At 69.0% G+C, this 21,962-nt stretch carries 17 protein-coding genes; 14 read left to right on the forward strand and 3 right to left on the reverse strand.

Annotated features, from left to right (window positions below):
* Positions 1–331: 331 nt before the first annotated feature.
* Complete coding sequence (locus ABFS34_10670; protein MEN8375900.1) at positions 332–3,427, forward strand: glycosyltransferase; 3,096 nt, start codon at positions 332–334, stop codon at positions 3,425–3,427.
* Positions 3,428–3,541: 114 nt separating this feature from the next.
* Positions 3,542–3,985 carry a hypothetical protein gene (locus ABFS34_10675; GenBank protein MEN8375901.1) on the forward strand — a complete coding sequence of 148 codons (444 nt, stop codon included), beginning with the start codon at positions 3,542–3,544 and terminating at the stop codon, positions 3,983–3,985.
* 102 nt (positions 3,986–4,087) lie between these two features.
* Here the strand turns inward: ABFS34_10675 and ABFS34_10680 are convergent, their stop codons facing one another.
* The 3 genes from ABFS34_10680 to ABFS34_10690 are packed head-to-tail and all read right to left on the reverse strand — an operon-like array spanning position 4,088 to position 8,716.
* The gene (locus tag ABFS34_10680; protein ID MEN8375902.1) at positions 4,088–5,260 is read right to left on the reverse strand and encodes an HD domain-containing phosphohydrolase; all 1,173 of its coding nucleotides are present in this window, start codon (positions 5,258–5,260) and stop codon (positions 4,088–4,090) included.
* Complete coding sequence (locus tag ABFS34_10685; protein ID MEN8375903.1) at positions 5,257–7,269, reverse strand: hypothetical protein; 2,013 nt, start codon at positions 7,267–7,269, stop codon at positions 5,257–5,259. Before ABFS34_10685 ends, ABFS34_10680 begins: the two co-directional genes overlap by 4 nt.
* Before the next feature lie 34 nt (positions 7,270–7,303).
* A complete protein-coding gene (locus ABFS34_10690) occupies positions 7,304–8,716 on the reverse strand; it encodes a M28 family peptidase (protein MEN8375904.1) in 1,413 nt (470 codons plus the stop codon).
* A 258-nt stretch (positions 8,717–8,974) separates the two neighbouring features.
* On the opposite strand from ABFS34_10690, the gene ABFS34_10695 reads away from it, so the two are divergent.
* The 12 genes from ABFS34_10695 (at position 8,975) to ABFS34_10750 (ending at position 21,836) form a co-directional block, all read left to right on the forward strand.
* Positions 8,975–10,792, forward strand: coding sequence for a M1 family metallopeptidase (locus ABFS34_10695; protein MEN8375905.1), 1,818 nt, complete (start codon positions 8,975–8,977; stop codon positions 10,790–10,792).
* A gap of 6 nt (positions 10,793–10,798) precedes the next feature.
* Positions 10,799–12,349: a sodium/proline symporter gene (locus tag ABFS34_10700; GenBank protein ID MEN8375906.1), complete on the forward strand. Its 1,551-nt coding sequence runs from the start codon at positions 10,799–10,801 to the stop codon at positions 12,347–12,349.
* A gap of 141 nt (positions 12,350–12,490) precedes the next feature.
* Complete coding sequence (locus ABFS34_10705; GenBank protein MEN8375907.1) at positions 12,491–13,702, forward strand: 2,3-bisphosphoglycerate-independent phosphoglycerate mutase; 1,212 nt, start codon at positions 12,491–12,493, stop codon at positions 13,700–13,702.
* Complete coding sequence (locus ABFS34_10710; protein MEN8375908.1) at positions 13,699–14,565, forward strand: tetratricopeptide repeat protein; 867 nt, start codon at positions 13,699–13,701, stop codon at positions 14,563–14,565. Before ABFS34_10705 ends, ABFS34_10710 begins: the two co-directional genes overlap by 4 nt.
* Positions 14,566–14,570: 5 nt before the next feature.
* Complete coding sequence (locus ABFS34_10715) at positions 14,571–15,206, forward strand: YdcF family protein (protein ID MEN8375909.1); 636 nt, start codon at positions 14,571–14,573, stop codon at positions 15,204–15,206.
* Between the two features lie 17 nt (positions 15,207–15,223).
* Positions 15,224–16,495, forward strand: a complete 1,272-nt coding sequence (locus ABFS34_10720; protein ID MEN8375910.1) for a pitrilysin family protein — start codon at positions 15,224–15,226, stop codon at positions 16,493–16,495.
* Between the two features lie 62 nt (positions 16,496–16,557).
* Positions 16,558–17,880 carry a pitrilysin family protein gene (locus ABFS34_10725; protein MEN8375911.1) on the forward strand — a complete coding sequence of 441 codons (1,323 nt, stop codon included), beginning with the start codon at positions 16,558–16,560 and terminating at the stop codon, positions 17,878–17,880.
* Positions 17,877–18,437 (forward strand): NUDIX hydrolase, encoded by a 561-nt coding sequence (locus ABFS34_10730; protein ID MEN8375912.1) that lies wholly within the window; start codon positions 17,877–17,879, stop codon positions 18,435–18,437. The genes ABFS34_10725 and ABFS34_10730 overlap by 4 nt, the downstream gene beginning before the upstream one ends.
* 250 nt (positions 18,438–18,687) lie before the next feature.
* Positions 18,688–19,317, forward strand: a complete 630-nt coding sequence (locus ABFS34_10735) for a sigma-70 family RNA polymerase sigma factor (protein MEN8375913.1) — start codon at positions 18,688–18,690, stop codon at positions 19,315–19,317.
* A gap of 253 nt (positions 19,318–19,570) precedes the next feature.
* Complete coding sequence (locus tag ABFS34_10740) at positions 19,571–20,254, forward strand: hypothetical protein (GenBank protein ID MEN8375914.1); 684 nt, start codon at positions 19,571–19,573, stop codon at positions 20,252–20,254.
* Positions 20,255–20,262: 8 nt separating this feature from the next.
* Positions 20,263–21,279, forward strand: a complete 1,017-nt coding sequence (gene holA, locus ABFS34_10745) for a DNA polymerase III subunit delta (protein MEN8375915.1) — start codon at positions 20,263–20,265, stop codon at positions 21,277–21,279.
* Positions 21,279–21,836 (forward strand): tetratricopeptide repeat protein, encoded by a 558-nt coding sequence (locus ABFS34_10750; protein ID MEN8375916.1) that lies wholly within the window; start codon positions 21,279–21,281, stop codon positions 21,834–21,836. The genes holA and ABFS34_10750 overlap by 1 nt, the downstream gene beginning before the upstream one ends.
* Positions 21,837–21,962: the final 126 nt, after the last annotated feature.

Below are 21,962 nucleotides of genomic sequence, written 5' to 3' on the forward strand. Positions count from 1 at the left end.
CCTGCCAGAGCGGCAGTCGCCGTAACGGATCGCTACGCAGCGCGGGCCGATCGCGTTACATGATTTCGCACTCAGATCGCCGATTCCGTTCGCCTGATTCGCCGTAATTCCTTACAGGTAACTCATTTAGCTCTATCCGCCCTCGGCGGCATACGGGTTGCCACTCCTTGAAGCGTCGCGTTCTCCCCCGATTACCCGACACCGAGTCCGGCAGGACCCCACGCGGGCGCTTGCGGTCGCCACCGAGGCGATTCGCCCGACGGGGCTGTCCGTCGGCCGGACGAATCCGCAAACGCGCGCAGCTCCTCCGAGGGGGAGGGTAGCGGAAAGCATGACCAGACGACGTGTTCGGCGCTCCGCCAAGGGGCGACGCGCGCGCCCCGAGCGGGGTGCGCGCGATTCTGCACGCCCGTTGGTCCTGCACGAGGGCGACGTCCCGTTCCACGAAATGGTGCCCCCGCTGCCGCGCTGGCGCGAGGCCGCGACCCGGCTCTTCGCTGCCACCACCCTGCTGTACGGCGTTTACTACGTGTTGTGGCGCTGGACGAGTTCGCTGAACGCGAACGCGATGTGGTTTTCCGCGCCTCTCGCGGCCGCGGAGACGCTGGCCCTGTTCGTCACCGCACTGTACGTGTTCAGCGTGTGGCGCCTCAAGCGGCGCGAGCCTCCGCCGGCGCCGCGCGGGCTCGACGTGGATGTCTTCGTCACCACCTACAACGAGCCGCTCGAGGTCATCCGCAAGACGCTGCTGGGCGCCCGCGCCATCCGCTATCCGCACCGCACCTGGGTGCTGGACGATGGCCGGCGGGATGAAGTGCGACGCATGGCCGCCGAGCTGGGCATCGCCTACATCACGCGCGACAACAACGAGCACGCCAAGGCCGGCAACCTGAATCACGCGCTGGGCAAGACCAGCGGCGACTTCATCCTGCAGCTCGACGCCGACCACGTGCCGCTGCCGCACATGCTGGATCGACTGCTCGGCTACATGGCGACGGACGAGCGCCTCGCGTTCGTGCAGTCCCCCCAGAACTTCTACAACTCCGACGCCTTCGATGGGCACCTGGACCGCTCGACTCGGCGATTCTTCGGCGAGCAGACGATCTTCTTTTCGGTGATCCTTCCGGGCAAGGATCACTGGGGGGCGGCATTCTTCTGCGGCAGTTGCGCGGTGATACGGCGCGACGCGCTACGGGATCTGGGTGGGTTCTCCACGGAGACCATCACCGAGGACATGGAGACCTCCATCCGCCTGCACGCTCGCGGCTGGAAGTCGGCCTATCACGCGGAGGCACTCGCGTACGGCCTGGCACCGGACACCGCCACAGCGTTCCACACGCAACGCCTGCGCTGGGCTCAGGGGACCATGCAGATCTGGCGTCGGTTCAACCCGCTGACCCTGCCCGGGCTGACCTTTGCGCAACGGATCAGCTACTTCCAGTGCGTTGTCGGCTACCTGGAGGCCCCGGCGCGGCTCGTCTTCTATCTGGCACCCCTCATCTATCTATTCACGGGGATTCTGCCGATACACGCGCTGAACCTGGGTTTCCTCGGACGCTTCCTCCCGATGTACGGAGCCATGGTGGCGCTCGCCCACCTGCTGGGCAGGGGCACCAGCGCCCCGTACTGGCTGCTGGAGCGAACCATCATGACCAAGGTGTTCACCCACTTGCTCGCGCTCCCGGCGTACCTGACCCGCAAGTCCCTGCGCTTCCGGGTTACGCCGAAGGGCGGGGGCGGGGTGTCGTTGCGGCTGTACGCGCCGCACCTGCTGCTCATGCTCGCCTCGGCCGCCGCCATCGCCTGGGGCACCGCCGCGTATCGCCTGGGCTGGGTGAGCTACGGTGGGTCGGGAAACGGCGCCATCGCCTTCCTGATCAACGTCGCCTGGGCGGCGTGGACGTTCGCGTTGGCCGGCAGCGTGGTGCAGGCCAGCGTCGCGTCGCGGCAGCGCCGCTCCGAGTACCGCTTCGAGGAGGCGCTTCCCGTGCGCGTGTCCGGGGGAGAGCCTGGAGGCGCCGGCTGGCTGGGGCTCGGTCAGGACCTGAACGGCTCGGGCATTTCCGTGCGCTCTACGCGCTCGGTGCCGCGCGGCGCTCCGCTCGTGGTGAGTCTCCCGCTCGCGAGTGGTCCGCTGAGGGTGCGCGGGCGGGTCGTCTTTCGCGAGAAGCTGACGGACGCCGGGCTGACCGCTTTCCAGCACGGAGTGAGCTTCGAGGGCCTGGGCCGGCGCGAGCGAGACCTGATAGCCATCCACTGCACCCAACACGCGGTGCCGGCTTCCCGCTTCCGCTTCGTGGAAATCGTGGACCTGTTCAGGGAGTTCACCAGAACCATGCGGGATCCCCGCCGCGCGCGCAGACAGCAGGTCATGCTGCCCGCGCGGGTACGCCTGTCGGGCGAGCCGGACTCACCGTCCGCGCTGGACCCCAGCCAGGCCGCCGTTCTGGAAGACACAAGCCGAGACGGCGCGCGTCTCACTCTCGCGAGAGAGCTACAGCCGGGCGCCGAGATTCGCTTCGAAGTCAACGATACGAACCTGCTGGGGGCGGGCCGTGTCGCGTACTGCAAGCCCCTGCCGACGGCCATGGGATCGCGCTACCTGGTTGGCGTTCAACGCATACCGGGCGTGGGTCCCTGGAAGGTGCTGGAAAAACGGAGGGAGGTATCCATGCGAAGGGTCGCGATGCTGGCGGGACTTCTGATTCCGCTGCGTAGATTCAGTCTGGTAGGAGCGGTGCTCGTGGGTGGTCTGGCCGCGACGGCCGCGCCCGCTACTGCCCAGGTGGGCCACGGATTCGTGGGCAGCGTAGAAGGCGTCGAGGGCGGACAGAGCCTGCTCCTGGCGGGAGGATGGCTGACCCGGGACGGCAACGGCTGGGCCCCGGTCGGGACGCTCATCGGGTACCGGCTTCAGGTGCCGGCCGATCCGGGCGACATCATCCAGTGGGGCTTGAACCCGGCCGTCGGAACCAAGTACCAGTGGGACGGCGCTGCCCTGCAAGCCACCGTCGGCTACGCCTGGCAGTGGATCGACGACGGGCTCACGGACGTGTCGTTGGTCGGCTCGCAGCAGGTCACCTCGGGGGTCACCAACACGGTGCAGCTCAACTACTGGGGCGATGGCACCACCTCGGCCAGCGCCATATCCACGTACTCGTGGGATGACGGCGGCTACTTCTGGAGCCGGGCGCGGGCGGCGCGGCGGGTCGTGGGCGGTGAGAGCGGCGTCCTGCGGCTTGGCGCGGAGGCGTCAGCTCAGGGCAACGACGACTTCAAGGCGTACGAATTGGGGCCCGCGCTGGAGTGGGCGCCGAATCGGCACCTGGCCTTCGTCGCGGCCTCCGGCTGGCGCAGGTCCGATCCGGCGGTCGGCGAGTCGGTCGATCAGGTCTACGCGCGTCTGGACATAGTCGTATTACCCTGAGCGCGGGCCCCGGCTCGCGAGCGCCTCGCGAGCGCTGGACAGCGGAGCGTACGCCCCCTAGCTTGGCCGGTTCGGAGCGACGCATTTGGCCGGATTGCCCAAAAGGAGCGCGCGATGGCGGGGAAGCGCCTCAAGGTGATGCTGCGCTGGATCCAGATCCTCGACAAGCTCGAACCCTTCTACAAGGAGAAGGGGGAATTTCGGTTCACCGCGCGCGTGTCGAGTGACAACGGCGTAGTGCAGGAGACGCGGTTTCCGGAAGAGGGGCACTACGAGATCTCGGATCACCCGGCGTGGAACAAGCTGACGATGAACCTCGAGATCTTCGACGGTGAAGTCGGCGACAATCTGGTCGTCGAGCTGAACGGTGAGGAGATCGACCTGCTCAGCGCGAACGACCAGCTCGCTGCCTATCGCCGAGAGTTCGCGGGCGAGGCCGGATCGTGGCTAGGGTGGTACGGCCCCGGCGACGAGGCCGCGGAGCCTCCGGAGGCCGTGTCAGCGGATCCGGAGAACCTGACCAACTGGCGGGTCTGCTACGAGATCCTGGACGCCTAGTCCGGCGTCGACCCGGGCTCGGCGGGCGCTCCCGCCGATGCCCGACCAGCACCTGGCGGGGGCCGCGTGCGCGCTGCCCCCGCTTTTCGTTTTAGAGGGCCGCTAGCCTCCTCCCTCGTCGGGCCCCAGGCCGATCTCCACGGCCTCCCACTCAGCCATCATCCCCAGGAACGCCCGGGCGATGTCCGGGTGGAATTCCGTGCCCGCCCGCTCCTCTATGTAAGAGAGCACCTTGGGGGCGGGCCAGGCGTCCCGGTACGGCCTCTTGGTTCGCAGCGCGTCGTAGACATCGCACACGTGCACCACGTGGCTGCCGTGATGGCACTGCCGGGGATAGTGCAGCGCGGGGTATCCTCCGCCGTCGATCATGATGTGGTGCTCGTAGGCCACCACTGCCGCCAGGTCCAGGTCATCCTCGTGCTCCAGGATGATCGCAGCGCCGTCCAGCGGGTGGCGATTCATCACCTCGCGTTCCTGCTCGGTGAGCTTGCCGGGCTTGTTCAGGATGTCCTTCGGAATGCGGACCTTGCCGATGTCGTGCAGAAGCCCGGCGACGCCGAACGCGCGCACGTCCGCGCTGGCCAACTCCAGGTGTTCGGCGAGCGCCATGGCCAGGACGGAGACGTTGAGCGAATGCGTGGTCGTGTACTCGTCGAAGCTGCGGAGCCGGAGCAGCGGCACCAGGAGCCTCTGATCACCGCGCATGGCCACGGCCAGGGATCGAACTACGGCTTCCGCCTCGGCGAGCGGTAGCTTGCCAGTACTGGTCAGCGCCTCGTGGATCCACTGAACCGCGCCGGCCTCCTCCTCGAGCCTGATGGGCCCCGTGCGCGCCGCTTGATCTGCCGGGATCGACGTTGCCACAACGGACACCGCGCCCCACCGAATCGGCCCAGTCGCGGCTGGCCGACTTTCGGCGGACGATGGGCCATGACCAGCGACACGGTCGTGTATGTCCTCGAGGAAAGCGACGAACTCCTCGCGGGTGGGCTCCGAGACGAACTCCAGCCTCTGCACCCCCGCGGCGGCCAGCTTCGGAGCCCAGCTCCAGCCTCGCAGCTCCGCTATCCGGCGTTCTCCGACCAGAACCTCATCGTCGAGGAACGTGAACGGGAGCCGTCCCGGATCGGCCACCAGGGTGACGAGCCGGTCGTAGGCCAGGTCGACGGCCTTCTCCCTCGCTGGGTGGCCTTCGCGATAGAGACCAAGCGCGGACAGGGACTGGCCGAGACCGGTCAGGAAGAGTCCGGCGGCGGCGGTGGGATCGCCGCTCAACGGTCAGCCCGCACGGCGGCACGAATCGCTCCGTGCTTGGCCGACTCGGCGGCCTTGCGGAGTTCAACCGCGAAATCGTCCTCTGGCCACCCTCTCACGAGCGCCGAAATCGCTCCCAACGAAAGCGGCGACGGCGCTGGGAAACGGATCCGTCGGAGCAGCAGGCTGCGCCCCCGCGTGGCGATCGCCTTGAGGGCGTCTAGTCCCTCGCGCGTAGGGTGGTCGGCCAGGATTCGGACGGCCTGTGCGCGCAAGTCGACTGGCAGATGCCTGTCGGCCACTCGGTGGGCTAGCAAAGAGACGACCGCAGGTGGGCAATCCTCGGCGGCCAGCGCCAGCCCGACACCAACGACGGAGGGCTCCGAATCCACGATCGCCGCGGCGATCGCCCGCTCGCCTGACCGAGTCGCCGCGAAGAAGCGGACCGCCTCCAAGCGTACGCGCGGGTCCTCGTGGGTCAGATATGGGTCGGGTGGAATGTCGGGGATCGTGGTGCCAACCTGGCGGAGCAGGTGCAGGATGTTGCGCATGAAGAACCATGGCGCGCCTTCGAGGCGCGCCATGGCGGGCGCTGCCACCGAGTCACCGAACTCCGCTAGCCGATTCAGCAGCCAACGGCGCTCGGAGCGGTCCTCGGCCGCTACGAGACGATCCAGGAGCGGATCGATCGCTGTTGGGCCAGCGTGTTGGATCAGAAGCTCGATCCCGGCGTCCGTGTACGCAGACTCGTCGAGTACGCGTAGGAAGGAATCTGGGCGCGCGAGCTGCGCCCAGCCGGCGGCCACCGCCGCGTTCGCGGCGTCCCGAGCAAGGCCCTCGGGGGCGTCCGCGAGCACTTTCAGAAGCGCGGTGGGATCGGACTTGTCCAGTGCCGTCACCGCCCGATCCAGCACGGGCCCGGTGGTGCCGAGTTCGACGGCCATTCGCACCACCCGGACCGGCGCGGGCCGGCAGTCGGCCGTCGGGATGGACGGTCGGTTCGCCCGGTGCGCCGCCAATCCCTGCAGCGCCTCCGTGTACATCTCGGGGTTCGGGTCATCCAGCTGCCAGCCGGTGACCAGCTCTTCGATCTGGGAGCGAAGGGCGCCGTCGGCGTCGGTCGACGACCCGGTCGGTCCGGCCGTGGGCGCGTGCGCCGACAGCTTGCCCAGGATCCGCATCAGCGAATCGGAGATGGACTGCTCCGGACCCCGGGCGGCGTTGAGAAGGGCGAGCACCGCGTCGGCCGGCAGGCTGCGCAACGCGCCGCGCAGCATCGCCGCCCGGTCTCCCCGTGAGCCCGCCAGCTGCAGCAGGCGCCGCAGCTTCTGGGCGTCCAGACTGCGCAGCAGCTCCGCCACCTGAGGCGTCAGCTCCGGGCTGGCCGCGAGTCCTTCCGAGCCGACGAGCAGGCCGGAAAGGCGAGCCGCCAGCGCGCCGTCGAAGGCGTCGTCGTCCCCGCGTTCGTTTATGGCTCGTGCCAGCGCGCGCGGATCCAGCCCGGCCGGCGCGTCGTCGCCGAAGGCCGAGCGGGCCAGGTCGCCCCACAGCGAACGGGGCACCGTCTCCTTGGCGGCATCGGGATCGGTGAGAGTCAGCCTGTCGTACCGTGCGGGTATCAGCTCACAGGCGCGCGATCGCCACGGCGCCGGGCCGGCTTCGTCGGCCTCCGGCTCGGGACCGAGCACCGCCAGCAGGGCCGCCGCTTCGGCCTCGTCGAAGCCGCGCGCGATGCGCAGACCCGCCACGCTGCGGCGGTGCAGCCGGTCCGCCAGGTCGCGCAGCATGGGTTGGCCCGGATCGGACTCAGTTTCCTCGTGCAGTACGCGGTCGCGAGCGAAGCCGAAAACCAGGTTGCCGTGACCGGCGAGGGGCTCCTCTGCGCGGGCGGCCAGTGCGCTCGCCGCCTGCGCGAGCGCGGGGTGCCCGGGCGGGTACATGCCGTGTCGGTTGAGCGCCGCGGCCAGCTCGGTCAACAGGCCCGCTATCTCGGGCGCCAGCGGCTGGGCCGCTCCGGTCGACTCGCTCACGCGCGCCGCGGCACGGGCGACCCGGCGCGCAACGTCAGCGGCCGGGGGTGGGGAAGACCACCGCGCTCTCGTTCCCGTCGGCGCCGACGGCGGCTACGCCGAACAGGAAGTTGTCGATCACCATGCCCTCCATCGTGTGCTCGCTCGCGGCGCCGACCCAGCGCCAGTTGGTCCACTGCGGCGCCGTCGTCGCGCGCCAGTACACCTTGTAGCCCACCAGATCCGGATCTTCCACCGGCGTCCAGTTCAAGCGCGCGGACGGGCGCACCGCCCCTCGTATCTCGACGCCGGAGGGCGGCGGTGGAGCCCAAGCAAGGGAAGCGAGGGTAGCTGCGTTGACCGCCGTGAGCTTGGCCGCGTAGTCAAAGTCGATTCCCTCGATCACGTCCCCGTAGGCGATCCCGTCCTCCACCCGCAGGTCCTGGTGCTGGCGGGTATAGTTTTCGTGGGTCTCCATGATTCGCACCGCCGGGAACCCGGCGTCGTTGAAGGGGCGGTGATGGCCGCCCCGACCGAAGCGGTCGAGCCGATAGATCAGCAGCGCGCCCACGTTACGGTCTCCGAGGTACGTCTTCGTTATCCGCTGGACGTAGCGCGCGAGCTGCCGTGACGGGCCGTCCACCTCGCCGCCGAAAAAGCGGTGCGAGGCGTGCTGCCGCTCCGTGGTCGAAGGGGGAACCGGCTCCGAGAAGACGCGGAACGTGGTGTTGTCGACGACGCCGTCCACTCCCTCGATGTTGCCGATCATGTCGTTGTTGAGAACGCCTTCTATGACCCACCCCGAGTCGGCGGCGACCTGCGCCATGTGCCGTCCGCCGTACAGCCCCTGCTCCTCGCCCGACAGCCCGACGTAGACGATGCTCTTGTCGAAAGTGTAGCGCGACAGAACGCGCGCGGCCTCGAGAGCGCCGGCCATGCCGCTCGCGTTGTCGTTGGCCCCGGGGGAGTCCGACGTCGCGTCCAGGCCGTCGCTCACGCGGCTGTCGATGTCGCCGGACATGATCACGTAGCGGTCCGGGTGGCCGGCGCCGCGCTGGATCGCTATGACGTTGACTATGCGGGTGTCGACCGGGATCCTGGACTGCTCGTTGCCCTCCTGGACGTACCCCTGGAAGGACACCTCCAGGCAGCCCCCGCAAGCGGCCGAGATTCGGTCGAATTCGTCCCTGATCCATCTGCGCGCGGCGCCGATGCCCCGCGTGGCGGACAGCGTGTCCGACATGGTGTGGCGAGTGCCGAATTCGGCCAGCACGCGGATGTCGCGCTCGATGCGCTCGGCGGACACCGCGGCGACGACGTCCAGCACGCGGGCGTCGAGCGCCGCCGGAGTCCCTTCCGGGGGCTCATCCTGAATGCCACTGGCGGCGCCGGGGAGGATCAGGATGAGGAGCGACACGACCGTCGCCGCGACCTGAATCGAGCGGCCGTCGAACCGATAGCGTCCCATGGTCATCTCAAGATGCGTGGAGAAGTAGGGATGTCAGGAATCATGGATGGCGGGAACGTGGCAACATGGGGCTCCGACGCGACGCGGTCCAGAGCGGACCGCGATAGCCGTCGGGGACGGCGGCGTAGGGCCGAAACGTTGCGTGAAGCGGGCGTGTCTCCAAGGATGCACGCCGATTCCAGTGGTGGCTTTGGCTTTCATGGCAGGCGAGGAAGACCGATGCGGATGAAGTCGAGTGTTCTGTTTGTTGGAGTAAGCGTGTCGCTCGCGGCCTGTGGCAAGAGCCGGCCCGAATTGAGCCCGCCGGAGGTCGCTCCGCCCGCGCCCACGGTCGAGGTGGCGCCCGATATGGATTTCCGCAACGGCGTCGAGTACCGAGTGGAGGCCCGGCTGGAGGAGGGGCCGGACCTGCTGAACGCGCGCGCCGAGCTCCGCTACACGAACCGGTCGCGGGAGGCCATCGACACACTCTGGTTCCAGCAATACCTGAACGCTTTCCGCCCGAACAGCGGGTGGGCCACGTACGACGCGGAGCATCAGGACGAGAGCCCGTTTCAGGAGCTGGGGCCGGACGAGCACGCGTTCGAGCGCATCTCCGCCGCGGAGATAGATGGCCAGGGGGTGACCCCCGTCTATCCGGGTGCCCCCGACTCGACCGTCATGGCGCTTCCTCTGGCGCGGCCGCTCGCTCGAGGGCAGACCGTCGTCGTCCGCATCGACTGGCAGGCGAGGCTCGCCACTTTGGCGCGCCGGCAGGGACGGCGGGGCCGGCATTTCGATTTTGCCCAGTGGTACCCCCGCATCGCCGTGTACGATGACGAGGGCTGGAAGGTGAACCCCCTGATCAGGCCCGGGGAGTTCTTCGGCGAGTTCGGCGCCTGGGACGTCACCCTGGACCTGGCCGCCGATCAGGTGGTCGCATCGACGGGCGTGCCGGTGTCGGGTGATCCCGGCTACGAGGCCGCCGCGGCGGCAGGGTTCAGGCCCTTTTCCCTGGCGCGTGACGCCTACGGGGAGGCGCCTCCGGCAGGGGCGCTCGGCCTGCTGGCGGAGACGATCGAGCCGGGCCGCAAGCGGGTGAGGTTCCTGGCGGAGGAGGTGCATCACTTCGCGTGGAGCACATCGCCCGAATACATCTACGAGGGCGGTCGCTGGAAGGACCTCCCGGTCCACGTCCTGTATCAGCCCGGCGACGAGGAAGAGTGGGGGAACGGCGTGGTGCTGGAGCGAACCTACGCCGCTCTCGACTACATGCAGGAGATCTTCGACACCTACCCGTGGCCCCAGTTCACCAACATCCACCGGATCGAGGGCGGCGGCACGGAGTTCCCCATGCTGATCATGGACGGGGGGGCGCAGCTGGGGCTGATCGTGCACGAGACCGCACACCAGTACGCGCACGGTATTCTGGCGAGCAACGAGTGGCGCCACCCCTGGTTGGACGAGGGCATGGCGAGCTTCCTGACGACGTGGTTCGGGGAGGCGTCGGGAGGCCAGACCACGGCAGACGCGTGGGGCGGTCTGGTCAACACGGTGGGCGGGTGGGACGGCAGCGGCGAGTCGGAGGTCGTGGACCAGCACGCGGCCGATTTCTCGAGCTTCCAGGCTTACGGGCGGATGTCCTACAACAAGGGCTCCGCCGTGCTGTACATGGCGCGCGAGCTGCTGGGCGAGGACGCGATGCGCCGCGGCCTCAAGCTCTACTACCAGCGCAACAAGTTCTCCCACCCCGAGCCCGCCGACCTGCGCGCGGCCCTCGAGGAGGCGAGCGGTCAGGATCTCGCCTGGTTCTTCGATCAGTGGCTCTTCCGGACCACCAGCCTGGACTACGCCATCGCCGCCGCCGAGACCGTGGAGGTCGCCGACGGTTGGCGGACCACGGTGACCGTCACGCGCGCGGGCGACGCCTGGATGCCGGTCGACCTTCAGGTCGGAGACGCTCGCCGGCGCCTGACGTCTCGGGAGCGCGAGCAGACGGTGGAGGTGACCACGTCGGAGCGCCCGGCCGAGGCGCGTCTGGACCCCGACCAGCGCATCACGGACGCGGACGACTCCAACGATAGCGCCGCGCTCTAGGGGGCGGTGCCGGTGACGCTCGGGGGCGTCTTCCCGGCCCAGGAGCCTGCGTCCTTCGGACCGCAGGTTCAGGCGGATGGGTGGGCGATCGCCGCCTTCGTGGCCTACCTGATCGTGCTGGTCGGAATCGGCGCATGGTCCAGCCGCTTCTCGTCGCGCGGGATCGGCGAGTTCTTCGTCGGCGGGCGGCGCATGAACCGGCTGGTCGTGGCGCTGTCCGCGGTCGCGTCGGGACGGAGCGTGTGGCTCCTCACCGGCGTCACCGGCCTGGCCTTCGTGCGGGGCGCTTCGGCGCTGTGGGCGGTGGTCGGCTACACGGCGGTGGAGGCGCTGCTCTTCCTCTTCTACGCGCCCAGGCTCAGGCGCTTCGCCGGGGCGCACGACTGCATCACGATCCCCGACTTCCTGGCCGCGCGCTTCGACGACCGGCGCGGCACGCTGAGACTCGCCGCAGGCCTCGTGATCCTCGTCTTCATGGTGATGTACGTCGCCGCTCAGTTCGTGGGCGGGGGCAAGGCGATGGCGGCGAGCTTCGGCCTCGCGCCCGCGCAGGGGGTGCTGCTGACCGCGGTGATCGTGTTGGCCTACACGCTTCTGGGAGGATTTCTGGCGGCGAGCCTCACCGACACCATCCAGGCGATCCTGATGCTCGGCGTGCTGCTCGTGGTGCCTCTGGTCGCGGTTGCGGGCGCGGGCGGGCCCGCGGCGGCGTGGCAGGGCCTCGTCGCGCTGCAGCCGGCCGGGTCCGGTGGCTTCCTGGATCCTCTCGCGATAGGCGCCGGAGCGCTCATCGGCTTCGTCGGAATAGGCCTTGGATCGCCCGGCAATCCGCACATCCTGGTGCGCTACATATCTATCGAAGACCCCGCGCAGTTGCGCTGGGTGGCGGTCGTCGGGACCGCGTGGAATGCGCTCATGGCCGCCGGGGCGATCGTCGTGGGACTGCTGGGCCGGCTCTACTTCGCCACCGTCGATGCCGTGCCCCTCGCCGACGCCGAGAACCTGTTTCCCGCGTTGTCCTCCCAACTCCTGCCGCCCGTTGCTTTCGGGGTGGTCGTAGCCGCCATCTTCGCGGCGATCATGTCCAGCGCCGACTCGCAGCTCCTGGTGGCCGCATCCACCCTCGTGCGCGACATCTACCAGAAGATCATGGGCGGAGGGCGCGAGCTGACTCCCCGCCAGCTGGTAGGCATCAGCCGCGCCGTCGTCACCGCGTTGGTGGCCGTCGCTCTGGTGCTGGGATGGTCCGCGGAGGGGCTCGTCCTGTGGCTGGTGCTGGTCGCGTGGGCGGGGCTGGGGGCCGCCCTGGGCCCGACCACGGTGCTGGCGTTGTTCTGGCGTCGCACCACGCACGCCGGCGTCCTGGCCGGCCTGCTCACGGGGGCCCTGACGACGATAGTCTGGTACAATACGCCGGCGCTGAAGTCCCACCTCTACGAACTGATTCCCGCTTTCGCCCTGTCGCTGTTGGCCACCTGGATCGTGAGCCTGCTCACCGAGCCACCTGGGGACGCAGGCGACGCCATGGCGGTGATGACCGGCGAGCGGCGATCCTGACGAACCACCCGATCGACCGAAGGTTGCCAGCCCGCCGCTCCGTGGTAACTTGACCGCCGACGCTGCTGGGCCGTTTTCGGAGGCGACAAGGACCTGTTTCGGCGTCTCCCGCCGGTTCGTCGCAGCCACCCCTCGGTTCTCATGGCAATGGACAGGGAGTTTCCGGACGCGGTTGTCCAGACCGCCGATACGCGCATCGTTTTCGTCGTCATGGACGGCGTGGGCGGATTGCCGGATCCGGCGACGGGCCTCACGGAGCTGGAGACCGCGAGAACGCCGAATCTGGACCGCGTCGCGGGCCGCGCCGCGGTCGGGCTCCAGCGCCCCGTAGGCGTCGGCGTCACGCCCGGTAGCGGGCCCGGGCACCTGGCGCTGTTCGGCTACGATCCGCGGCGCTGGATGATAGGGCGCGGCGTTCTTAGCGCCCTGGGCGTGGGCTTCGACCTCCGGCCCGGCGATCTGGCGGCGCGCCTCAACCTGGCTACCCTCGACGACACCGGAAGCGTGGTCGACCGGCGCGCCGGTCGACCACCCGACGAGGAGGGGCGGCGCGTCGTGCGGCTGCTGCGCGAGCGGGTGGGCACTCCCGACGGCCTGGAGCTGTTCTGGGAGGCCGAGAAAGAGCACCGCGCGGTCATGATTCTGCGCGGAGAGGGACTTTCGGACGAGTTGGAGGATACCGATCCCCAGAGGACCGGGGCCCAGCCGCTGCGGCCTCGCGCGACGGCACCCGCGGCGGAACGCACCGCCGCTCTCGTTGACCGCGTTCTCGCGGACGCGCGCGCAGCGCTGCGCGCGGAGAGCCCCGCCAACGGACTGCTGGCGCGTGGCTTCGCCCTGTACGAGCGCTACCCGTCCATGACCGAGCGGTACGGCCTGCGGTGTTTGGCGACCGCTCGTTACCCCATGTACCAGGGCGTGGCCCGGCTGCTCGGCATGGAAGTGGCCGCCACCCCTGAGACCGACGCAGCGGCCGTCGCGACGGTGACGTCACGCTACTCCGAGTTCGACTTCCACTTCCTCCACTTCAAGCATACCGATTCGCGGGGAGAAGACGGCGATTTCGCGGCCAAGGTGGCGGCCATTGAAGCGATCGACGCGCTCCTGCCGGATCTGGAGGATCTCGACCCGGACGTGATCGTGGTCACCGGGGATCACTCCACGCCGGCCGTCATGGCCAGCCATTCCTGGCACCCAGTCCCGCTGCTGATCGCGTCGCAGTGGTGCAGGGGAGGGACCTCGGGCTTCGGCGAGCGCGCCTGTCTGGCCGGAGAGATAGGCACCATCGCCGGGCGCAACATCATGGCATTGGCGCTCGCGCACGCGCGACGATTGAGGAAGTTCGGCGCATGAGCGACAACGGATCCGGCGGGGAGGCCTGGCACACGGATGTCCTGGGGCGTGCAGTGGCTCTGGGCGAGCAGGGTCGCTGGGAGGAGATGGCGACCTCCCTGCGCGACGCCCTGAACGCCGAGCCCGACGATCCATATGTGCTCGGCTGGTTGGGCGTGGCGGAGCAGGAACTCGGTCTGGACGAGAGCGCGCGCGAACGGTTCCGAAGATGCCTCGCGCAGAACCCCGCGGACCCGCAACTTCTGGCGCTGGCGGGCTCGGCGCTCGCCGCCTGGGACGATCCCGACGCGGAGGTGGCGCTGCGGGCGGCGGCACTGTCCGGGCCGGATATTCCCGCCGCGCGCCTCCAGTACGGCGCCTACCTTGCTCGTCACGGATTGCTCGACGAGGCGCTGGGGCACCTGAAGGAGGCCGTTCGGCTGGACCCCGATGACCCCGTCGCGTACGCCGAGCTCGGTGGCGCGCTCGCGCTGACGGATCACCTGGATGACGCCATCGACGCGATGGAAGAGGCCCTGGAACGGGCGCCGGAGGACGAATGGACGCGGGTCCTCGTCGGGCTGATGCACCTCGAGCGTGGCGGAAGCGAAGAGGCCGCGCGCGAGTTGCTGGCGGCGTCCAGCCGGGCCACGGAGGACATGGAAGCGCAAGCCCTGGCGGCCCTGGCGGCTGCGGCGATTTCGCGCGACGTGGACGCCCAGGAGGCGCTCATCCGGGCCGAGGAGGCGGCACGAGCGGGGGACGGCCCGTTCCTGCAGGAGATCGAGGAAGCCATCGAGGGTGGTCCCAAGACCGCGCGGATGCTGCTCGAGGGTAGTCTTGGGCCGATGGCGCTGCGGGATCGCCTGTCCGCGCCGCTGTAGCCACGGTGCGCCCGTCCGCCCGCCGCTCAGCCCGCGTGTTGTCCACCCTGGCCCTGGTGGCGGCGCTCGCGTGGCTCGTGCTCGTAGTATTCGTCGTGGTGGCGGGCTCGCGACCCGAGCTGCGGCGCTCCGACGCGATCATCGTGATGGGCGCCGCCCAGTACAATGGCCGGCCGTCTCCGGTGCTCCGGTCGAGGGTGGATCACGCGATCGCGCTGTATGAGGAAGGACTGGCGCCTCGCATACTGTTCACGGGTGGAGTCGGTACCGGAGATACCATCAGCGAGGCCGAGGTGGCGCGTCTATACGCGATGGAATCGGGGGTGCCCGATTCCGTCATCCTGGTCGAGATGCGCGGCCGCACGTCCGCGGAGTCGATGGGAGAAGCGGCTCGGATTCTCCTGGAGCGCGGGCTGAAATCCGGACTTCTGGTCAGCGATCCGTTTCACATGTTGCGCTTGGAAACCCTAGCATGGCGCGGAGGCCTTGTTGGAAACCGCGCCCCCGTAGAGGGTGGGCCGATCGAGCGGAATACGTCGCTGACGGCGCGGTACGTACTTCGGGAGAGCGTGCTCGTCCCGTTGGCGGCTCTGCAGGGCCCGAAAACGGTATCGATCGAGGAAACGCATGGGGCACACTGACGCCGGAGATCGTCCAGGTGGTTGATATCCCCTTCGAACGCCTGCGGCTGGACAACGGGCTGGATCTGATCCTGTCGCCCGAGCCATCGGCGCCCGTGGTCGCTGTCAATCTCTGGTACCGGGTGGGCTCGCGGAACGAGCAATCGGGGCGGACCGGCTTCGCGCACCTTTTCGAGCACATGATGTTCCAGGGCTCGGAGAACGTGCCCGAATCGCGGCACTTCGCAGAGATAGAAAAGGCGGGTGGCTCGCTGAACGGGTCTACGTGGTTGGACCGCACCAACTACTTCGAGACGCTCCCGGCCGATCGCCTCGAGCTGGGACTCTGGCTCGAGTCGGATCGCATGGGCTGGCTGCTTCCCGCCATGACGCAGGAAAAGCTGGACAACCAGCGGGACGTCGTGAAGAACGAGCGTCGCTGGCGCGTGGACAACCAGCCATACGGTGACTGGGATGAGCGCATACAGGCGCTCATGTACCCCGCGGATCATCCCTATCACCACAGCGTGATCGGGTCGATGGAAGACCTCGACGCGGCGTCGCTGCAGGACGTCGAGGCGTTCTTCAAGACATTCTACGCCCCCAACAACGCCGTCCTGACCGTCTGTGGGGATTTCGACTCCGGTCACGCCCGGGACCTGGTGGAGCGTTACTTCGGGCCGATCCCGGGTGGGCCTGTGGTGCCTCCTCTGCCCGGACGCGCGGAAGTGCCCGCGACGCTGGGGGGTGAGGTGCGCGAGCTGGCTGAAGGAGACATTTCGCTGCCTCGCGTCTACGTCGCGTACCGGATCCCGCCGTACGGAGACCCGGCGCACTACCCGGCGGCGGTCGCGGCGCACGTGCTCGCATACGGACGCGCTTCGTCGTTGTATCGGGGGCTCGTGCGAGAACGACAGGTCGCGCAGGACGTGGTGGCGTATGCGTTCCCGGTGGTGGTAGGCGCCTCCATGCTGGTCACGTGGGCCACGGCACGTCCCGGGGTCCCGGTCGAGGAGCTCGAGGCGGCGCTGCACGAGGAGTCGGGGGCGCTCCGGGATGTGGAGGAGCGCGACGTCGAGCGGGCCGTACACCTCATGGAGACAGCCGAGCTGTCGATGCTCCAGCAGGTGGGCGAGCGCGCGGACCAGCTTTCCATGTTCGCGTCGCTGTTCGACGACCCGGCGCGAGTCAACAGCGAACTGGACCGCATACGCGCCGTTCGGGCGGAGGACGTGCGCGCTTTCGCCGAGCGATTCATCACGACCGACAACAGGGCCGTGCTGACATACGTTCCGGGGGATCGGTCGTGAGCGCCTCGAGTCGCACTTCCGCCCCACCGCCCGGTCCGCAGCGCCCGTTCCGGGCACCGGAGGTGCACCGAACGAAGCTCGAGAACGGGCTGGAAGTCATCGTGGCCCGCCAGGGAGATTTGCCCGTGGTCGCCGCGTCGTTCGCGGTGCGCATGGGCGTGGCAGACGAGTCGCCCGGACGCGCCGGGTTGGCCCGGGCGCTGAGCGAGCTGCTGGAGTCGGGCACGGAGCGGCGCGACGCCGATGCGCTCGCGTGGGCGCTGGAGTCCGCGGGCATCCAGCTGGACGTGAGCGCTGGCTGGGACAGCATCGTGGGCGGGACCACGGTGCCGGCGGAGAGGTTCGACCAGGCGCTGGGCATGCTCGCCGAGGTCGTGCGCGAGCCGTCGTTCCCGGAGGACGAAGTGCTCCGCGTGCGCGAGCGGCAGATGGCCAGCCTGCTCCAACGCCGGAAGGATCCGCGCTCGCTGGCGTCGGATATGTCTGCGCGCTTTACGTTCGCGCCGCGAGTGCCCTACGGTCGGCCGGCGGCGGGCACCCGCACGACCGTGAGCGCGATCGAGCGCGATGACGTCGTCGCCTTTTACCGGTCGGCTTTCGGGCCGGGCCACGCGGCGCTCGTCATCGTCGGCGACATCGCGCCGCGGGTGGCCGTCGACGCGGCGCGGCGCCAGTTCGGAGACTGGGCGGAGGACGTGGGAGAGGCACTCCGCTTCGACGTAGAGCCTCGCGTAGACCGGACCACCGTCTTCCTCGTGGACCGGCCGGGTTCCGTACAGTCGGAACTCCGCATCACGGATATCGGCGTGGAGCGGGCGCACCCGGATTATCTGTCGATCCGCGTCATGAACACGGTGCTGGGGGGAGCTTTCACCAGTCGCCTCAACATGAACCTGCGTGAGCGCAACGGCTTCACCTACGGGGCCAGGAGCGGGTTCTCGGCGCGTCGTCGCCCGGGCCCCTTCTCCATCGGCGCCGCGGTCGGAACCGACGTTACGGCGGCGGCGTTGCGAGAGGCCTTGCACGAGGTGCGGCTGCTGCGCGACGAGGGTCCGACGGATGCGGAGGTGGAAGCCGCGCGCGACTACATCGCCGGCATCCTTCCGCTCCAACTCCAGACGGTGCAGCAGCTCGCCGCCAGGTTGGCCGGCCAGTTCATCTACGGCATGCCCGACGACTATCTCGCCACCTACCAGGATCGCGTGCGCTCGGTCTCCACGGGGGACGCGGCGCGAGTGGCGCGCGAGCGACTGCGTCCGGATCGCTTCGCTATCACGGTGGTGGGCGACGCCGGCGCCATAAGGGCCGACATCGAGGCGCTCGAACTGGGCCCGGTCGAGCTGGTGGACGCTGCGGACGAGGGCGCCTCGGACTCCGCCGGATGAGCGACCGGTCGGCGCGCGTACATCGACGCGTCGTCTACGATGGGAGGGTGGTAAGGCTCAATGTGGACACGGTCCGCTTTCCCGATGGCAGGACGGGCGAACTCGAGCTGATCGAGCACCCGGGAGCGAGCGCCGTCCTGCCGCTCCTGGATCCCCCGGAGGCGGACGATCCACGGATAGCATTGCTGCGCCAGTATCGCTACGCCGGCGGCGGTCGACTACTGGAGGTTCCGGCCGGTACCCGGGACTCACCGGACGAGGGGTGGGAGGCGTGTGCGAGGCGCGAACTGGAGGAGGAGACCGGCCTGGTCGCCGGAGAGATGCACGAGCTGGGGGAGATCCTGACTACGCCGGGGTTCACGGACGAGCGCATCCGGCTTTTCGTGGCGTGGGACGTGCACGCGGGCACGGCTGGCCCCGAAGCCGACGAGTACCTCGAGGTGGTCCACACGAGCCTCGCTGGCGCCCTGCGGTCGGCTCGGGCCGGCGACATCACCGACGCAAAAACCCTCTGCAGCCTGTTCCTGACCGAGGCCTGGCTGCAAAGCCGCCGCTAGCCGCGCCACTCCCTGTGGCAGAAGTGGGTCAGTGGCGGAATGGCTCGCGTCCCCTTTTTCGGACGTTCCCAGGCGAGGGTGCGCGCGCCTGCGTTCGAGAGCATTGCGCAAATCGTTGTGCGACAACTTATTACAGTTGGGTGCAGACGGTGGGGCGGGGTGGTATGGAAACTGCCCCTTCGCAGGGCGGCAGCGGCGGTCGGGAACGTCCCGGCGCTTGCTCCCCTTCGGAAAGCGAAGGAGGCGAACGATGGCCGCACGGGTGATAGCGTCGGTTCCGGCGAGCGAAACTCGCGAACGCCTGCTCGCTCGGAATGACAGCGAGCTGGTCGCGGAGTTTCTCGCGGGCGAGTACCGCGCCTTCGACGAACTCGTCGGCCGTTATCAGGATCGCCTGCTCAACTTCATCTACCGCACGATCGGCGACCGGGATCGGGCCGAGGATCTGGTCCAGGAGACGTTCGTGCGCGTTTACCGGCACCTGCACCGGTTCGACCAAACCAAGAAGTTCTCCACCTGGATCTACACGATCTCCGGGAACCTGGCCAAGAACGAGTTGCGCAACCGATCGCGCAATCCGCTGGTGCTGTTCCAGGCGATCAAGAAAAACTGGGATACGGATCACAGGCCGCTCGAGTGGGAAGACAACAGCTACAGGCCCGACGATCTGTTCCGTAAGCGGCATCTGAAGGAGACGGTGGAGTGGGCGGTGACCAAGCTGCCCGAGCACCATCGGATCGTGTTCGTTCTTCGTGAACTGCAGGGAAAGACGTACGAGGAAATCGCCGATATTACGGGCGTCAACCTCGGTACGGTGAAGAGCCGGCTGAACCGGGCGCGCAACAACTTCGCCCAGATCATCGCCGATAAATTGAAGTAGCCGCCGGGGTGGCGGCGTATGGCCACGGTGCTCGCCGAACTCGTGCATAGGTTCGCGTAGCTTCCGTGGGGTGGAGCAACGGGGCACGCGGGGCGTACCGCGGCCCCGTTTGCTTTTCGAAGCAACCGGCGCTCGAGGGGAACCTCGGACGCCGGTTCGCCGTACCAGATCCGGTCGGACGGTCGGTCGTTGGTCCTCGCTCGGGGACTTCGGGAGGAGCCGACGCGTCTTCGTATCGGTACGGAGTGGTTCGATGGGTTTCGACCAGTCTAACAGGCACCCGATAGCCGGATTCGCCGGTTCCCTGGGGTGCGACGGATTCCGGGAGCGTCACGCCGAGTACGTGGATGGCGTGATGGACCCCGATACCGCTGATCGGTGGCGACGGCACGCGACCGAGTGTCTGCCGTGCGCCCGTTACGATCGGTCCATCCGGCGCAGCTGTGCGCTGGTCGAGTCGCTTCCTCCTGTCCGTGCCGGCGAGGATTTCACGGTTCGCCTGAGGGCGCGCCTCGCGCGAGACCGAAGGCGCAGGGGTCGCTTCATCGCGACCGGGCAGCTCGTGGTTCCCGGCGCTGCGGTCATCGCGCTGGTGGCGGCCGTCGCGTGGAGCCCGCTCCTGCGCACCGCGGAGGGCGCCGCCGAGCCCGTGGAGCTGGCGCCGGTGCAGGCACGCCTGCCGGGGCCGTCGCCGATGGCACCGCAGCTTGGTGGCGGAGCGTATTTGACTGGTCCCCGCCTCTATCGGGCGGATACGACCGTCCCCGGTGTCTGGCTCGGCGATGTGGGCCTGCCGCACAGCCACATGCGGACCGTCCTCCAGCAGGTTTCTGGCCGGGACCCCGGCTATCCCACGGTGTTTCTGGATCCGCCCGAGTTTAGAGCTCGGCCGGGTCTTTTGGTCGACCGGGCCGCCGCCCCGGACCTCCGCCGCTGAGCCCACGGGTGCCTCTGGGGACTCCGCAGGCACTCGAGGATGGGCTGGGAAACGGCCTGCGCGGAGGCGTCTTCTTCATACACGGGCCCGAGGCCTATCTGCGCGCGATAGCCGAGCGCGCGATCATCGCCGCCCACGTCGACCCCGCGACCACCGATTTCAACCTGGATCGCCTGTCGGCTCGAGACACGGAGGAGTCGGCGTTCGCCTCGGTGCTGCAAACGCCCCCGATGATGGCCGAGTGGCGGGTGGTGATCCTGCGCGAGGCCGAGGCACTTTCGGGGGCAGCGCGGTTGCGCAAGCTCGTCGAAGGGATCGTCGACCAGCCGCCGCCGGGGCTGGTCCTGGTGCTGGTCGCCGACCTGCCCGCACGCAGCAGCGCGAAGGTCTGGAAAAGACTCCGGAAGGAGACGCAGTCGGTGGAATGCGCGCGTCTCGACGCGTCCGACCTGCCGGGGTGGTTGGCCACCGCCGCCGGTGAGCGCGGAGTGACCATCGCCCCCGAAACCGCTCGCTCGCTCGTGGGCGTCATCGGAACGGATCTGGGCGTTCTGACAGCGGAGCTCGACAAACTGTGCGCGTACGTGGGCGATCGAGGTCGGATCGAGGTGGCCGATGTCGAGGCCGCGGTAGGCCCCATCCGGACTCAGGATCGCTGGGCGTGGTTCGATTTGGTTGGCAGCGGCAAGCTGGCGGATGCGCGCGCGGCGATCCCCGTCCTCCTGGACGGCGGCGAGTCGGGTGTGGGCCTGGTCCTCGGCCTGGGCACGCACTTCCTGAGGCTGGGTCTGGCGGTCAACGGCGGCCCCGCCGCGCTGGAGTCGGCGTTGCCCCCCCACCAGCGCTGGGTCGCCCGGAGGCTTTCCGCTCAGGCGGGCGGTTGGAACGCCGGAAGCATCCGCGGCGCGGTCGCGGACCTCGCGCGCGCCGACCGGCTGCTGAAGTCCACCAATTCGGGCGATCGTGCGGTGCTCGAGGAACTCCTGCACCGACTGTCGGTGCGCCGGGCGCCGCGCGCCGCGTGATGGCCGCGCTTGCGCGCGCCGGGTTCGCCTGGGCGCTGGCGGCCGCATTCGGCACGGGCGCCTACGCCACGCAGGTGGCCGCGCAGGATCGCCTTGCTCGAGCAGAGGATTTCCTCTGGGAGGGAGACGCGGACGCCGCCAGGCGGGAGCTGGCGCGCTGGTTCGAAACGTCGGAGCGTACGGCGCCTGGCGCCGCCCGAGGGAGGGCGCTGCTGCTGCGTGCTCGGCTCAGCGCCGACCCCGTCGCCGCGGAACGCGACTACCTGGAGGTGGTGCACGCCTATCCGCGCTCGCCGGCCGCACCCGAGGCGCTGCTGAGGCTCGGACAGTGGGTGCTGGCCAAGGGCGAGACCGATCGGGCAGTCTCCTATCTGGACCGACTCGTGTCCGATCATCCGGGTTGGAGGGGGCGCGACGAAGCGCTGCTGTGGCTCGCGCGGGCGCTTCACGCGCAGGGTCGCCGACGCGACGCGTGCAGGGTGGCCCAAGGAGCCGCCCGATCCGCCGACCCCTCCGTCGCCAGGCTGGCCCGCGCGGAGGCCGCGCGCTGCCGCTAGTGTACCGTTGCAGAAGTCCCGTAGGCGTTCGGCGCGCGCTGCATCCCGCGGATGCGGCGTTGGAACTCCTTGCCGTAGCGACGGCTACGGCGCGTCGTTCCGCCTTGCCCCGCGGGCGCATCACGC

This window comes from Gemmatimonadota bacterium (assembly GCA_039715185.1).
In the GTDB taxonomy this organism is placed as follows: domain Bacteria; phylum Gemmatimonadota; class Gemmatimonadetes; order Longimicrobiales; family RSA9; genus DATHRK01.

Coding starts and splice junctions, on each gene's coding strand:
- ABFS34_10730 (MEN8375912.1), top strand. CDS start 17,877: ATGAGCGACCGGTCGGCGCGCGTACATCGACGCGTCGTCTACGATGGG.
- ABFS34_10750 (MEN8375916.1), top strand. CDS start 21,279: ATGGCCGCGCTTGCGCGCGCCGGGTTCGCCTGGGCGCTGGCGGCCGCA.
- ABFS34_10690 (MEN8375904.1), bottom strand. CDS start 8,716: ATGGGACGCTATCGGTTCGACGGCCGCTCGATTCAGGTCGCGGCGACG.
- ABFS34_10705 (MEN8375907.1), top strand. CDS start 12,491: ATGGCAATGGACAGGGAGTTTCCGGACGCGGTTGTCCAGACCGCCGAT.
- ABFS34_10740 (MEN8375914.1), top strand. CDS start 19,571: ATGGGTTTCGACCAGTCTAACAGGCACCCGATAGCCGGATTCGCCGGT.
- ABFS34_10710 (MEN8375908.1), top strand. CDS start 13,699: ATGAGCGACAACGGATCCGGCGGGGAGGCCTGGCACACGGATGTCCTG.
- ABFS34_10670 (MEN8375900.1), top strand. CDS start 332: ATGACCAGACGACGTGTTCGGCGCTCCGCCAAGGGGCGACGCGCGCGC.
- ABFS34_10735 (MEN8375913.1), top strand. CDS start 18,688: ATGGCCGCACGGGTGATAGCGTCGGTTCCGGCGAGCGAAACTCGCGAA.
- ABFS34_10675 (MEN8375901.1), top strand. CDS start 3,542: ATGGCGGGGAAGCGCCTCAAGGTGATGCTGCGCTGGATCCAGATCCTC.